The sequence below is a fragment of the Pseudomonas hunanensis genome (genome assembly GCF_013393325.1).
Lineage (GTDB): Bacteria > Pseudomonadota > Gammaproteobacteria > Pseudomonadales > Pseudomonadaceae > Aquipseudomonas > Aquipseudomonas putida_P.
The window spans coordinates 76,762-91,250 of the sequence record NZ_QJRC01000097.1 but is presented as its reverse complement, the minus strand read 5'-3'; the positions used below and the strand labels follow the sequence as shown (position 1 = coordinate 91,250).

The following is a 14,489-nucleotide window of genomic DNA, read 5'->3' as shown; positions in this document are numbered from 1 at the left end:
ATGGGTATCGACCTTCCGCTGATCTGGGCCGTGATCATCATTTTCGGCGTCATGATGTACGTGGTGATGGACGGTTTCGACCTGGGCATCGGCATGCTGTTCCCCTTCGTCAAGGGCGAGCAGGACCGTGATGTGATGATGAACACTGTCGCGCCAGTGTGGGACGGCAACGAAACCTGGTTGATCCTGGGCGGGGCGGGGCTGTTCGGGGCTTTCCCGATGGCTTACGCGGTCGTTCTCGAGGCCTTGTACCTGCCGCTTATCCTGATGTTGATCGGTTTGATCTTCCGTGGCGTGGCCTTCGAGTTTCGCTTCAAGGCCAAGGCCGACAAGCGGCATATCTGGGACAAGGCATTCATCTGGGGGTCGTTGGTCGCCACCTTCTTCCAGGGTGTGGCGTTGGGTGCCTTCCTCGAAGGCTTCAAAGTGGTCGACCGCCATTTCGCCGGTGGCACACTCGACTGGCTTACCCCGTTCAGTCTGTTCTGTGGTTTGGGGCTGATCGTTGCCTACACGTTGTTGGGGTGCACCTGGCTGATCATGAAGACCGAAGGGCCGCTGCAACAGAAGATGCACGACATGGCCCGGCCGCTGGCGCTGGTGCTGCTGGCGGTGATCGGTATCGTCAGCCTGTGGACCCCCATCGCCTACCCGCAAATCGCCGACCGCTGGTTCAGCATGCCAAACCTGCTCTGGTTCATGCCGGTGCCGCTGCTGGTGCTGGTGACCTTCTACGGGCTGCTGAAGGCGGTAGCGCGCAATGCACACTACACGCCGTTCCTGCTCACCCTGGTGTTGATCTTCCTGGGTTACAGTGGCCTGGGCATCAGCCTGTGGCCGAACATCATCCCGCCGTCGATCTCGATCTGGGAGGCCGCAGCGCCCCCGCAAAGCCAAGGTTTCATGCTGGTGGGCACCCTGTTCATCCTGCCGTTCATCCTGATGTACACCTTCTGGAGCTACTACGTGTTCCGCGGCAAGGTGACCCACGAAGACGGTTATCACTAGGAGGGCCGCATGATGACGGGCAAACATGGCTTGGAAGACAAGAAACCGCTGTGGCAGCGGCTGGGTTGGCTACTGCTGATTTGGGCGATGAGTGTTGCCGCGCTGGGCGTGGCGGCATGGGTGATGCGGCTGTTCATGGGGGCTGCGGGATTGACCACCCATTGAGAGCAGCGGGGGCGCCTGTGGGAGCGGGCGTGCCCGCGAAGCAGGCATCGCGATAGATGGCACCGGCTTCGCCGGTGTTCGCGGGCAAGCCGGCTCCCACAGGGGCGGCGCGGGCTCTTATTTGCGGGCTTTCAGAATGACGAACTTGGGCGTAGCCGCCACCTGCTCAACCCCTCGGAACAACCGCGCCAGCTTGCTGTGATAGCCCAGGTGGCGGTTGCCCACGATGTACAGCGCCCCACCCACCACCAGCGCTTCTCGCGCCTGCTGGAACATGCGCCAGGCAAGGAAGTCCCCCACCACCTGTTGCTGGTGGAACGGCGGGTTGCACAGCACCACGTCCAGCGATTGTTTCTCTACCCCGGCCAACCCATCGGCCGCGACGAAATTGGCGGCACGTTCGCCCAGTGCAGCTCGCCAGTTCTCCTGCGCTGATTGCACGGCCATGTACGACTCATCGACCAAGGTGTACTCAGCGTCCGGGTTGCCCAGGGCGCTGGCAATCGCCAGCACGCCGTTGCCGCAGCCCAGGTCCGCTACCCGCGCGTTGCCCAGGTCGCGGGGCAAGTGGGGCAGGAACGCCCTTGTGCCGATATCCAAGCCCTCACGGCAAAACACGTTGGCGTGGTTGACCAACTCCAGCACCGGCGCGTCGAGGTGGTAGCGGCTAGGGTAGGGTGAGCGGGCGAGCGGGCGTTCGGCCACCGTTGCGGTCAGCAAGCGGGCCTTTTTCTGTGCCAGCGAAGCCTGCACAGGGCCGATGTACTTCTCCATCAGGTCACCGGCCGCCCGTGGCAGGTGCTTGATCATGGCCCCGGCAATCACCTGCGCGCCAGGCGCCAGGTGGCCCTGCAGGCGGATCAGTTGTTCTTCAAGCAGGGCCAGGGTCTTGGGCACGCGTACCAGCACTCGGTCGAAGAGGCCTTGCCAGTGCTCGCTGGCCGGTACGAACGGCACGCTATCGAACGTCAAACCGTTGCGCGTCAGGTTCTTTTCCAGGCCAAGGTGCCCCAGATGTGAGTCACCGCTGCTGACCACCTGCAGGCGGCCCGCCAGGCTGACGGCCAGGGCGCCGAAGCTGTCATTGAGCACCAGCACCCGGCAGTTGGCGTCAGGGGCCTGTTCGTGCAACTGCGCAAGCAGGTACTCGTCGGCGGCGTCGAAAGCCTGCAGCGGGTCGTTGGCCTGCTCCGGCTGGCGGATCAGGTCGAGTTCGGCGTAGGGGGTGGTCAACAGGGGCATGGCGTCTGGCTCGGGTACGAAACTGCCCGTTGCGGTTCGCTCCGGGCTTTGCCGGGCGATTCTACAGGGCTTTGCCCAAGGTCGCAGGTGTGAAGGTCAGATCCAGCCACGCAGGGCGGCGATGGCGATGGCGCCAGCCTTGTTGGCAGCGTTGGTCTTGGTGATCACGCTGCGGATGTGGAAGTTCACCGTGCTTTGCGAAAGCGACAGGATGCAGGCTACGTCGGCAGCGGTCTTGCCGGCAGCCGACCATTTCAGCACTTCCAGTTCACGCTCGCTCATTCTTGGTTGAGGTGGGCACAGTGCGTTCAGGTGGTGTTCGCCAAGCACGGCATGCAGGGTATGGCACAGCCACTGGACGCTGCCGGCCTTGTCATAAAGCTCGACGATGTCGATCTTTTCGGCAGGCCTGGCCACGCTGATCTGGCTTTCGTTGTGCTGCAGGTCGTGCAGTGATTGCGTCCAGCCGTGACGCAAGCCGTGCTGACAGGCCGCTTCGCGAAATTGAGGGGCTTCTCGGTACAGGTCGTCAGTCCACAGTACGGGCGTGGTCGAACTGTGACTCATGTGCGCTGCTGGGTCCTGCTTGTAGAAGTCGTCGCGCTGATAGCGCTCGATCCACTCACTTGGGTAGTTGCTGTAGAGGTACAGCCTTGGTGTCTGCGTGGCGATCTGGATGCGGATATTGAGCCCAAGGTAATCTATGCCCAGCTCTTGGGCCAGATGGACAGCGATGTCGAACAGCTTCTGCGGGTTGCGCTCGCTGACGAACGCATGAAGATGCTCGGGTTTCCAGTGAAGCATCGAGACATTCCTCGGGGCGTAGGATCCAATCCATTTGGGTACCCGATGATTGTAGGAAAGTCCTACCTGGGTGTTGGGATTTTTTTGTTATAGCACTTAGGATTTTCTGCGAGTTCGGCACGATCACCCCTGGTGAGGCCCTACAAAGCGGTGGTTTTTATCCAGGCCACTTTAAGCGACACTGTGCACACGCCTACCCTGGAGCCCGATATGACCGCTAGCGCCGAAAAGTTCACCCGCCAGACCCTGCTCGATGTTCAGCCGCTGACGCCGAACCTCTTCAGCCTGCGGGTTACGCGCGATGCGGGGTTCCGCTTTCGTTCCGGTCAGTTCGCCCGCCTTGGCGTGACCAAGGCCGATGGCAGCGTGGTGTGGCGCGCCTATTCAATGGTCAGCGCGCCCCATGATGAGCATCTGGACTTTTTCTCCATCGTGGTACCCGGTGGCGAGTTCACCAGCGAGCTTAGCCGGCTGGGTGCGGGCGATACCTTGCTGATCGACCGTCAGGCTTTCGGTTTCCTCACCCTCGACCGTTTCGTCGGTGGTCGCGACCTGTGGCTGCTGGCCACGGGCACGGGCATTGCGCCGTTCATGTCGATCCTGCAGGACTTCGAGGCTTGGGAGCGTTTCGACAACATCAAGCTGGTGTACTCGGTGCGCGAAGCCAAAGAGCTGGCCTACGTAGATGAAATCGCCGGGCTGGAGCAACGCGAGTACCTGGCGGAGCATGCGGGCAAGTTGCAGTTCATTCCGGTGGTGACCCGTGAACAACACCCAGGGGCGTTGAACCAGCGCATTACCACGTTGATCGAGAATGGTGAACTGGAGAAGGCGGCGGGGCTGGCGCTGTCGCCAGAGCATTCACGGGTGATGCTGTGCGGTAACCCGGAAATGATCGACGAAACCCGTAAAGTGCTGAAAGCGCGTGACCTGCAACTGAGCCTGAGCAAGCGGCCAGGGCAGGTAGCGGTCGAAAACTACTGGTAAGGCCAGGGGGCTGCAAGGCAGCCCCCTGCTACCTCACGGCAAGCGATTCTGATTCTGCGTCTTGAGCAAGTCGCGAATCTCGGTCAGCAGTGTCTCTTCAGCCGAAGGCACCGGCGGCGTAGTCGGCGCCACGGCTTCCTCACGCTTGAGCCTGTTGATCGCCTTCACCCCCATGAAGATGGCAAAGGCCACGATCACAAAGTCGATCACGGTCTGGATGAACTTGCCATACGCCAGCACCACCGCTGGTACGTCACCTTCGGCAGCCTTCAGGGTAATGGCCAGGTCGCTGAAGTCCACACCACCGATCAGCAGGCCCAGTGGTGGCATGATCACGTCGCCGACGAAGGACGAGACGATCTTGCCGAAGGCCGCGCCGATGATGATACCGACCGCCATGTCGACGACATTGCCTTTGACCGCGAAAGCCTTGAACTCGTTGAGCATGCCCATGTTTGGTTCCTTGTAACAAAAGGTAAGGTTAACGCAGTGTAAGCCACTAAAACGCTTCATGCGTTGTGTTCAGGGCTACTGACTGCAGTTAGAACGAATAGTTTTGTCGCATCCCGAAGCGTTCGAGACACGTCCTGCTCGGCTATCATGGCGATTTTTTCTAGGAGACCCCACCCATGGCCAAGGCCAAGCGCTTGTATGGCTGCACCGAGTGCGGCGCGACCTTCCCCAAATGGGCCGGCCAGTGCGGCGAATGCGGGGCCTGGAACACGCTGGTCGAAACCATGATCGAAAGCGGCGGCGCCGCTGCGCCCAGCAGCGGCCGCGCGGGTTGGACCGGGCAGCAGGCACAGATCAAGACCTTGGCCGAAGTCAGCGTCGAAGAAATCCCGCGCTTCACCACCAGCAGTACTGAACTGGACCGCGTACTGGGCGGTGGCCTGGTGGATGGCTCTGTGGTGCTGATTGGTGGTGACCCCGGTATCGGCAAGTCGACCATTTTGTTGCAAACGTTATGCAACATCGCCGTCGGCATGCCGGCGCTGTATGTCACCGGTGAGGAGTCGCAGCAACAGGTTGCCATGCGCTCACGGCGGCTGGGCCTGCCCCAGGACCAGCTCAAGGTAATGACCGAAACCTGCATCGAGACCATCATCGCTACGGCACGCGTCGAGAAACCCAGGGTGATGGTGATCGACTCGATCCAGACGATTTTCACCGAGCAGCTGCAATCGGCCCCCGGCGGTGTGGCCCAGGTGCGCGAAAGCACGGCGTTGCTGGTGCGTTACGCCAAGCAGAGCGGCACGGCGATCTTCCTGGTCGGCCACGTGACCAAGGAAGGCTCGCTGGCCGGCCCGCGGGTACTGGAGCACATGGTCGATACCGTGCTGTATTTCGAAGGCGAGTCCGATGGCCGTCTGCGCTTGTTACGGGCGGTGAAGAACCGTTTTGGCGCGGTCAACGAGCTGGGCGTGTTCGGCATGACCGACCGTGGCCTTAAAGAAGTGTCCAACCCGTCGGCGATCTTCCTCAACCGTACCCAGGAAGAAGTGCCAGGCAGCGTGGTGATGGCTACCTGGGAGGGCACCCGGCCAATGCTGGTTGAAGTGCAGGCGCTGGTCGACGATAGCCATCTGGCCAATCCGCGGCGGGTAACCCTGGGCCTGGACCAGAACCGCCTGGCCATGTTGCTGGCGGTGCTGCACCGTCATGGCGGTATTCCTACCCATGACCAGGACGTGTTCCTCAACGTGGTGGGTGGGGTGAAGGTGCTGGAAACGGCTTCGGACCTGGCGCTGCTGGCGGCGGTCATGTCCAGCCTGCGCAATCGGCCGCTGGCCCATGGTCTGCTGGTGTTTGGCGAGATCGGCCTGTCGGGTGAGGTGCGGCCGGTGCCCAGTGGCCAGGAGCGCTTGAAGGAAGCGGCCAAGCACGGCTTCAAGCGGGCCATCGTGCCCAAGGGCAATGCGCCGAAAGAGCCACCGGCGGGGTTGCAGGTGATTGCCGTGACCCGGCTGGAGCAAGCCCTGGATGCATTGTTCGAGTAACTTGTAGCCTGTTCTGGCCCTATCGACGGCGATAGGCCAGAACAGGCAAACGAAAAAGGGGCCGATGATGCGCATCGGCCCCCTCCACCTCACCGCTCAGTCAGCAGTCAATGCTCGGCAACCGCTGCGCGCCTGACCGTTTCATTGCCATGCTCGTCCAGCTCCAGCATCGGCACTTCGTTACCCTCGGCATCGAACAGCTTGCCGTCCTTGAAGTAGTCGCCATCACGCAGCGCGGAAATGTCCGAATACTGGATGGTGCGCTCGTACGCCGCAGCGAACACCGACTGGTTTTCCGAGTTGCCGGTGGTGAAGTGGTTGAAGATCAGGTTCAGCAAGATGGCCATGATCGCCGCCGAGCTGATGCCCGAGTGGAAGATGGTCTCGAACCAGTTCGGGAAGTGGTGGTAGAAGGTCGGCGCGGCAATCGGGATCATGCCGAAGCCCAGCGAGGCCGCGACGATGATCAGGTTGACGTTATTCTTGTAGCTGACCTTGGACAAAGTGCGGATACCGCTGGCCGCCACGGTGCCGAACAGCACGATACCAGCGCCACCCAGTACCGGGGTAGGCACGGCGGCAATCACCCGGCCCATGATCGGCAGCAGGCCGAGTACCACCAGAATCACACCACCGGTGGCCACCACGTAGCGGCTCTTGACCCCGGTCACGGCCACCAGGCCGACGTTCTGGGCGAACGCGCTCTGGGTGAACGAGCCGAAGATCGGCGCCAGGATGCTCGATGCCATGTCGGCACGCAGGCCGTTGCCCAGGCGCTTGGAGTCAACCTTGGTGTCGATGATTTCACCCACGGCGAGGATGTCGGCCGAAGTTTCCACCAGGGTTACCATGATCACGATGCACATCGACAGGATCGCGGCGATGTGAAACTCCGGCATGCCGAAGTGGAACGGCGTGGGGAAGGCCAGCATCGGGCCTTCGGTGACCTTGCTGAAGTCGGCCATGCCCAGCGACCAGGCGATCAGTGTGCCGATCACCATGGCCAGCAGGATCGACAGGCGCGAAATGGTCGCGCTGCCCAGCTTGCTCAGCAGCAGCACGATGGCGAAGGTCAACCCGGCCAAGCCGATGTTGGCCACGCTGCCGAACTCTGGCGAGGCGCTGTTGCCACCCATCACCCAGCGTGCGGCCACTGGCATCAGGGTCAGGCCGATGGTGGTGATGACGATGCCGGTCACCAGGGGAGGGAAGAACTTGGTGATGCGCGAGAACACCGGGGTGATCAGGAAGCCGATCAGCGACGCCGCCATGACCGCGCCAAGCACGCCAGGCAGGCCACCGCCGCCCTCGCTGCTGAGGATCGCACCCATGGTCGCCACACCGGCGAACGACACGCCCTGCACCAGCGGCAACTGGCAGCCGAAGAACGGCAGGCCAAGGGTTTGCAATAGGGTGGCCAGGCCACCGGCAAACAGCGAGGCGGCGATCAGCATGCCGATTTCGGCACCGTTCAGGCCCGCGGCCTGCCCCAGGATCAGGGGTACCGCGACGATCCCCCCGTACATGGTCAACACATGCTGCAGACCATAAGCCAGGTTGGCACCAAGGCCGAGGTTTTCATCCTCGGGGCGCTTGGCGGGAGACGTGCTAGGGGACGTAGTCATGGAGCAGGCTCTCTGTTTATTGTTGTGCCGCTACTGTAGACACTTACCTCAAATGATTGCCACAAGAATTGTATACAATATTTTGATCGGAGCGCGCACAGATACGACCGCATGGGGTGCTAAATCCCAATGCAGAAGGCGTACCAACTTGTCAGAAGCTGTATTGGAAAGCTGTGTACAAAGTTCTGCTACCCAGGCTTAAAGCTGTCTGGGTAGACAGGAAACACTCGGTGGGAATGATATTAGCTAGCTAAGAGATTTCATTATTCGATGAGTTCGCGCAGCTCGCGCATCATTTCGGTGCTGTCGGCCACGTTCAATTCCACAAGACGGTGCAAATGGCTCATCGAATCGATGTCGATGTACAGGCAGATGAAGCCCAGCCGGCTCGGTTCTTCGTGGCGCAGTTCGACCTGCATTTGCACCTCGGTCACTTCGTCGTTGAGCACGATGTAGGCTTCGAAATCCTGGCTCAGGTCGGGATCCCAGGTTTTCGGGCTTTCGACCAGCAGGCCTTTGAGGGACAGGTCGAGCAGTTTCACCTCCCAGCAACGTTCGCCCTGGCAAAGCCTGGTCGGGGCGTCGAACTGGATACGCTGGAAACGGCGGCGTTCGTCGTGATCGCTCATGGCATGGATCCTTGGGTAGGTCCTAAGGTGACATCCTGACTATAGTTAGAATGTTATGTGCATCAGGTACCGCAATCTGGCCGCAGAGGCTCTAGACCAAAGCAAGTGTGGCAATGCGCGATGACTCGCCCTAGACTCGGTGGGCGGTCTTTCCAATCCACCAGCTGGAAGCTAACCATGAACAACAATAATAGCCTGCTACGCCACATTCCGTGGTTGGCGCTGGCAGTCATAGGGGCCTGCGCGCTGGGTGTGGTTGCCCTGCGTCGCGGCGAGGCAATCAACGCCTTGTGGATCGTGGTCGCGGCGGTGGCCATTTACCTGGTTGCCTACCGTTACTACAGCTTGTTCATCGCCACCAAGGTGATGCAACTCGACCCTCGCCGTGCCACCCCGGCGGTGCTCAACAACGACGGTCTGGACTACGTTCCGACCAACAAACACATTCTTTTCGGTCACCACTTCGCCGCCATCGCGGGCGCAGGCCCCTTGGTCGGCCCGGTACTTGCCGCGCAAATGGGCTACTTGCCCGGCACGTTGTGGCTGATTGCCGGCGTGGTGCTGGCCGGTGCGGTGCAGGACTTCATGGTCCTGTTCATGTCTACCCGCCGCAATGGTCGCTCGCTGGGCGACATGGTGCGCGAGGAGATGGGCCGCATTCCGGGGACCATCGCCCTGTTCGGCTGCTTCCTGATCATGATCATCATCCTCGCGGTGTTGGCGTTGATCGTGGTCAAGGCCCTCGCCGAAAGCCCGTGGGGCATGTTCACGGTGATGGCGACCATCCCGATCGCGATGTTCATGGGCATCTACATGCGCTACATCCGCCCGGGCCGCATTGGCGAGATCTCGGTGGTTGGCGTGGTGCTGCTGCTGGCGTCTATCTGGCTGGGCGGCGTGATCGCTGCGGACCCGGTATGGGGCCCGGCGTTCACCTTCACCGGGGTGCAGATCACCTGGATGCTGGTGGGCTACGGCTTTGTCGCCGCCGTGCTGCCGGTCTGGCTGGTGCTGGCACCACGTGACTACCTGTCGACCTTCCTCAAGATCGGCACCATCGTGGGCCTGGCCATCGGTATCCTGATCATTGCCCCCGAGCTGAAAATGCCGGCGCTGACCCAGTTCACCGACGGCACGGGCCCTGTGTGGAAGGGCACCCTGTTCCCGTTCCTGTTCATCACCATTGCCTGTGGTGCGGTGTCCGGCTTCCACGCGCTGATTTCCTCGGGGACCACCCCCAAGCTGCTGGATAACGAAACCAACGCCCGCTACATCGGCTACGGTGGCATGCTGATGGAATCGTTCGTCGCCATCATGGCCATGGTCGCCGCTTCGGTGATCGAGCCTGGCGTGTACTTCGCCATGAACAGCCCGGCTGCCGTGGTCGGTGCAGACGTAGCGTCGGTGGCGCAGACAGTCAGCAGCTGGGGCTTCCTGATTACACCCGAGCAGCTTGAAGCCGTCGCCCGTGACATCGGCGAGCACACCATCCTGGCCCGTGCTGGTGGTGCGCCTACCCTGGCGGTCGGTATCGCGCAGATCCTGCACCAGGTGTTGCCAGGTGAAAACACCATGGCCTTCTGGTACCACTTCGCGATCCTGTTCGAGGCGCTGTTCATCCTCACCGCAGTGGACGCCGGTACCCGAGCCGGGCGCTTCATGCTGCAGGACCTGCTGGGCAGCTTCGTGCCAGCACTCAAACGCACTGAATCGTGGGGTGCCAACCTGCTCGCCACCGCTGGCTGCGTGGCACTCTGGGGCTACCTGCTTTACCAGGGCGTGATCGACCCGCTGGGCGGCATCAACACCCTGTGGCCGCTGTTTGGCATCTCCAACCAGATGCTGGCCGGTATCGCCTTGATGCTCGGTACCGTGGTGCTGATCAAGATGAAGCGTCAGCGCTACATCTGGGTCACCCTGCTGCCGGCCGTCTGGCTGCTGATCTGCACCACTGCTGCTGGCCTGATCAAGCTGTTCGACCCGAACCCGGCGGTTGGCTTCCTGGCCCTGGCCAAGAAGTACAGCACCGCGCTGGACGCAGGCCAAGTGCTGGCCCCGGCCAAGGACATCGGGCAGATGCAGCACGTGATCTTCAACGCCTACACCAACGCGGGCCTGACGATTCTGTTCCTGCTGGTGGTCTTCAGCATCCTGTTCTTCGCCATCAAGGTCGGCTACGCCGCCCTGGGCCGCAAGGAGCGCACCGACAAGGAAACCCCGTTCCAGGCGTTGCCTGACGCGTAATCGAGAGGACTGCAGTTATGTTCAACGACTTGGGTCGACTGGGAAAATACCTGGGGCAGGCAGCCCGCCTGATGGTCGGCATGCCCGACTACGACAACTATGTCGAGCACATGCAGAAGACGCACCCGGACAAGCCGGTGATGAGCTACGAAGCGTTCTTCCGCGAACGGCAAGAAGCGCGTTACGGCGGCAAGTCCGGGCCCAAGTGCTGTTGAGCCTGCGACACGTGTGAACCTGTGGGAGCCTGGGTAACCGGCTCCCACAGTCATTTTCAGATTCAGGAGACTTTCTGCGTGCAGACGCCTATTCCCGTAACCGTCCTCACGGGCTTCCTCGGTGCCGGCAAGACCACCTTGCTCAAGCACATGCTCAAGGCCGAGCACGGCCTGAAGCTCGCGGTGATCGAAAACGAATTCAGTGAGGCCGGCATTGACAGCCAATTGCTGGGCGACCAGCCGGTGCAGGTGATGACCCTGGCCAACGGTTGTGTGTGTTGCAGCATCCATGGCGACCTGACTCGCGCCCTGTACCTGCTGCTCGAGCGCCTGGATGCCGGGGAAATCGCCTTCGACCGCCTGGTGATCGAATGTACCGGCCTGGCCGACCCGGCGCCGGTAGCGCAAACCTTCTTCATCGACGAGGAACTGCGTGAGCGCTACATCCTCGACGGCATCATCACCCTGGTCGATGCCGCGCATGCCGAACTGCACCTGACCCAGACCATCGCTCAGGCCCAGGTCGGCTTTGCCGATCGCTTGCTGCTGAGCAAGACAGACTTGGTCGAGCCGGCTGCGGTAGACGCGCTGCGCGAGCGCCTGGCCCGCATCAATGGTCGGGCCGCGATCCGGGTGGTTGAACACGGATGCATCGACCTGGCTGAACTACTGGATGTGCGAGGTTTCAACCTCAACCCTGACCTGGGTGCGAACTTGAAACTGACACTGCGCCCGGTGCTCAAACCCGCCACGCCGGACCGTATCTCCACGATGGTGCTGCGCACGGACACTGCGTTGGATATCGATCGCCTCAGCGGCTTCATGAACGAACTGCTGGAAACCCACGGCACACAACTGTTGCGCTACAAGGGCGTGCTGAACATTGCCGGCGAAGAGCGCAAGCTGGTATTCCAAGGTGTGCTCAAGCTCTATGGCTTCGATTGGGACGCCGAGTGGGGCGCTGGCGAAACGCGCGAGAGTGTGATGGTGTTCATCGCCGATGAATTACCCGAAGCTACGATTCGGGCTGGCTTCGAGGCGCTGGCTGCGGGCTGAGCCGCCGCGGCGTCTGCGCTGCGAACCACTGCGGCCAGGAGCTGCGGTGGCGGGTTTCGACCTCGATGCACGGGATCAGCCGCTCGGTCAGCACGGCAGTTTGCCGCACGGCTTTGGCGGTGCGGTACTTGACGCTGTGGATGCACTCGCGGTCACCGAACTCGCAGCGGTTCAGGGCGGTTCCACCGCAGGGGCCGTTGGCCAGGCCTTTGGGGCAGGTTTCTGGGCAGACGTACAAGGTATCTTCGAGGCGGCAGTGGCCACAGGTATCGCAACCCACCAGTGGCCGTTTCACAGCACGCTCCACCTTGTGCAGCACCAGTGCGCCAAGGCGCGTAGCCCACAGAGGCTGGCGCACCGCCCAGCCAAATGCCTTGCTCAGGCCGTTACGGCGGCTGAACAGCAGTGAATGCATGCCATGCATCAGGTGATAGCGCGCTTTCTCCTTGAACGCGGCATCGACCTGTGACTCGCCCTGGCGCCAGCTCGCCTGCGGCGGATGGAAGATCACTGCCGGCAGGCCGGGCATCTGCCAGCTGGCCTGCCAGGCGGGCGCCCATTGCTCCAGCGTGTGAACCCGGGTTTGCCAGTGCTCGATACGGGCTTCCAGGGCCAGCAACTGCTTGAGTTCGTGCACCCCTGAGAGGTGCACACCGGCGTAGCCCATCAGCTTTACACCGATGATCTGCAAGGCCAGGCGGTCAACACTGCGCGCCTGGGCAAATACCTTGGACAGCGCGGTCTCCGCTTCGAGCATGTCGCGCATGGACGGGGTGACGGTGACGCCGGCCACATGGTCGAGCATCGTCGCGCGCCCGTGGGTGAGGCTCATGAGGCAGGCCAGCATGGGCTTGGGCGTGGGCTGGCGGCGCATCCAAAGCATGGCTTCCTGGTGCTTGGCGGCATCAAAGCCCAGTTGCAGGGTGAAGAAGTCAGCCCCAGCCGCCAGCTTTTTCTCGGCCTTGAAATACTGGGCGCCGCCTTCTTCCTCGTGGTACTTGAACGGGTTCAGTGCCGCGCCCAGCAGCCAGTGCGGACAGGCTTGGCGGGCAATCTGCAGGGCGGCGACCGATTCCAGGTAGCGCACCGGGCGCAGGCCTGGTTCATGGCCGGGCAGGCGGTCGCCGGTAAGCAGCAACAGCTGATCGAGGCCTGCGGCGTCCATACGCTGCAGTTGCGCGAGCAGGTGATGGCGTTCGCGATCCTTGCCGGAAAAATGCGGCAGGGCAGGCACAGGGTTGGCGAACGAGGCGAGGGCGTCCAGCGGCGACATGTCCAGCGGGCTGCCGACGCGATCGCCGATGGCCACGGTCATCGGCCAGCCGCACAGGTGCGCACGGGCCAAGATCGCTTCCATGGCGGCGAAGCGTTCAGCCGAAGGCTTGGGGACGAATTCCATGACGCAGACGAAGTTCTTTTCGCGCAGCGCGGTTTTCAGCAGGCTCATGTGGCTGGGCACCCGGTGTGGTCAGGGTGGCATGGTGCGGCAGAAGGCGGGCGGGGTCATGTCCGAATGCGCAGGGTGATGCTCTGAATGAGACATCAGCATGATCATGAAGAAATCTTGGGTTCATCTCAAATTTAATGAGTTTGTCTCAAGCGTTTATCCGCCGGAAAATCCCTCTCATTCATTTATGCAGGTTAAGGGACAAAACATGGCACTGGCACACAACCTGGGCTTTCCACACATCAGCGGTGACCGCGAGGCGCGTGCCCGTCACTGGCAGGCTCAGCGTGATGCCGGCATCCAATTGCTGCCAGTGGGTGACTTTGCCTGGCATGATCAACCGTTCGACCTGAGCTGGGCGCAGCTTTTTGATGAAGTGGCACAAGCCAAGGCCTTGGGCCATGCGGTCAAGCCAGTGGTGATCGGCCCGTTGACTTATCTGTGGCAGGGCGAAAACAACGGCAGCATCGAAACGCTGGAACTGCTCGAGCGCCTGCTGCCGCTGTACGATCAGTACCTCAACCGCCTGGCTGCAATGGGCGTGGAGTGGGTGCAGATCGATGAACCGATTCTCGCCGAAGACCTGCCGCAGGACTGGAAAAACGCTTACGAGCGCGTCTACAACATTCTTCAGCGCGCGCCGCTGAAAAAGCTGATTGCCACCTACTACGGTGGCCTTGACGGCAACCTCGGCCTGGCCGTGAACCTGCCTGTCGATGGCCTGCATGTCGACCTGGTACAGGCACCCGAGCAGTACCAGACCCTTCTGGACCGCCTACCGACCTACAAGGTGTTGTCGCTGGGCCTGGTCGACGGCCGCACTGCAGCTGCTTGCGACTTGGGAGAAACCCTGGGCCTGCTGCACGATGCCCATGAGCGTCTGGGGGAGCGGCTATGGCTGGCGCCGGCCTGCTCGTTGTCGCGCAGCCCGGTGGAAGTGGCCGTGCAGAAGTGCCAGGAAGTGGCCGTGCTGGCAGCTGCGCTGGACGAAAACCGAGCTGCGGCTTGATCATCGCCACGGGCGCTTAAAACCCCCTAGAATGCCGACTCCGATCAAATCGACAGGG

General features: G+C 61.8%; 14 protein-coding genes. 8 read left to right on the top strand and 6 right to left on the bottom strand.

Annotated elements, in window-relative coordinates; all coding sequences use genetic code 11:
* Positions 1–1,008, top strand: coding sequence for a cytochrome d ubiquinol oxidase subunit II (cydB, locus tag DM807_RS21570; protein ID WP_012274181.1), 1,008 nt, complete (start codon positions 1–3; stop codon positions 1,006–1,008).
* A gap of 9 nt (positions 1,009–1,017) precedes the next feature.
* Positions 1,018–1,173, top strand: a complete 156-nt coding sequence (locus tag DM807_RS21565; protein ID WP_012274180.1) for a DUF2474 domain-containing protein — start codon at positions 1,018–1,020, stop codon at positions 1,171–1,173.
* Between the two features lie 117 nt (positions 1,174–1,290).
* Here DM807_RS21565 and DM807_RS21560 read toward each other — a convergent pair whose 3' ends face one another.
* Together DM807_RS21560 and DM807_RS21555 are read right to left on the bottom strand one after the other, a co-directional pair.
* Complete coding sequence (locus DM807_RS21560) at positions 1,291–2,415, bottom strand: methyltransferase (RefSeq protein ID WP_179027897.1); 1,125 nt, start codon at positions 2,413–2,415, stop codon at positions 1,291–1,293.
* 96 nt (positions 2,416–2,511) lie between these two features.
* Positions 2,512–3,219 carry an autoinducer binding domain-containing protein gene (locus DM807_RS21555; RefSeq protein WP_179027896.1) on the bottom strand — a complete coding sequence of 236 codons (708 nt, stop codon included), beginning with the start codon at positions 3,217–3,219 and terminating at the stop codon, positions 2,512–2,514.
* Between the two features lie 210 nt (positions 3,220–3,429).
* Between DM807_RS21555 and DM807_RS21550 the strand changes: the two genes are divergently transcribed.
* Positions 3,430–4,206 (top strand): ferredoxin--NADP reductase, encoded by a 777-nt coding sequence (locus tag DM807_RS21550; protein ID WP_041166589.1) that lies wholly within the window; start codon positions 3,430–3,432, stop codon positions 4,204–4,206.
* Positions 4,207–4,239: 33 nt separating this feature from the next.
* Here DM807_RS21550 and mscL read toward each other — a convergent pair whose 3' ends face one another.
* Positions 4,240–4,659, bottom strand: a complete 420-nt coding sequence (gene mscL, locus DM807_RS21545; RefSeq protein WP_012274176.1) for a large-conductance mechanosensitive channel protein MscL — start codon at positions 4,657–4,659, stop codon at positions 4,240–4,242.
* A gap of 176 nt (positions 4,660–4,835) precedes the next feature.
* On the opposite strand from mscL, the gene radA reads away from it, so the two are divergent.
* Positions 4,836–6,206, top strand: coding sequence for a DNA repair protein RadA (gene radA, locus DM807_RS21540; RefSeq protein ID WP_012274175.1), 1,371 nt, complete (start codon positions 4,836–4,838; stop codon positions 6,204–6,206).
* Between the two features lie 107 nt (positions 6,207–6,313).
* Here the strand turns inward: radA and DM807_RS21535 are convergent, their stop codons facing one another.
* Together DM807_RS21535 and DM807_RS21530 are read right to left on the bottom strand one after the other, a co-directional pair.
* Complete coding sequence (locus DM807_RS21535; RefSeq protein ID WP_012274174.1) at positions 6,314–7,831, bottom strand: nucleobase:cation symporter-2 family protein; 1,518 nt, start codon at positions 7,829–7,831, stop codon at positions 6,314–6,316.
* A gap of 263 nt (positions 7,832–8,094) precedes the next feature.
* On the bottom strand, positions 8,095–8,460 hold the full coding sequence (locus DM807_RS21530) for a PilZ domain-containing protein (protein WP_012274173.1): 366 nt from the start codon (positions 8,458–8,460) through the stop codon (positions 8,095–8,097).
* 177 nt (positions 8,461–8,637) lie between these two features.
* Here DM807_RS21530 and DM807_RS21525 point away from each other — a divergent pair, with 177 nt between their 5' ends.
* The 3 genes from DM807_RS21525 (at position 8,638) to yjiA (ending at position 11,975) form a co-directional block, all read left to right on the top strand.
* Positions 8,638–10,704: a carbon starvation CstA family protein gene (locus DM807_RS21525; protein WP_012274172.1), complete on the top strand. Its 2,067-nt coding sequence runs from the start codon at positions 8,638–8,640 to the stop codon at positions 10,702–10,704.
* Positions 10,705–10,721: 17 nt separating this feature from the next.
* Positions 10,722–10,919: a YbdD/YjiX family protein gene (locus tag DM807_RS21520; protein ID WP_003251633.1), complete on the top strand. Its 198-nt coding sequence runs from the start codon at positions 10,722–10,724 to the stop codon at positions 10,917–10,919.
* 78 nt (positions 10,920–10,997) lie between these two features.
* Positions 10,998–11,975 (top strand): GTPase, encoded by a 978-nt coding sequence (gene yjiA, locus DM807_RS21515; protein ID WP_012274171.1) that lies wholly within the window; start codon positions 10,998–11,000, stop codon positions 11,973–11,975.
* Here the strand turns inward: yjiA and DM807_RS21510 are convergent.
* Entirely contained in the window at positions 11,935–13,422 is a 1,488-nt protein-coding gene (locus DM807_RS21510; RefSeq protein ID WP_179027895.1) for a methylenetetrahydrofolate reductase C-terminal domain-containing protein, read from the bottom strand. The genes yjiA and DM807_RS21510 overlap by 41 nt on opposite strands.
* Before the next feature lie 208 nt (positions 13,423–13,630).
* On the opposite strand from DM807_RS21510, the gene DM807_RS21505 reads away from it, so the two are divergent.
* Complete coding sequence (locus tag DM807_RS21505; RefSeq protein WP_012274169.1) at positions 13,631–14,431, top strand: 5-methyltetrahydropteroyltriglutamate--homocysteine methyltransferase; 801 nt, start codon at positions 13,631–13,633, stop codon at positions 14,429–14,431.
* Positions 14,432–14,489: the final 58 nt, after the last annotated feature.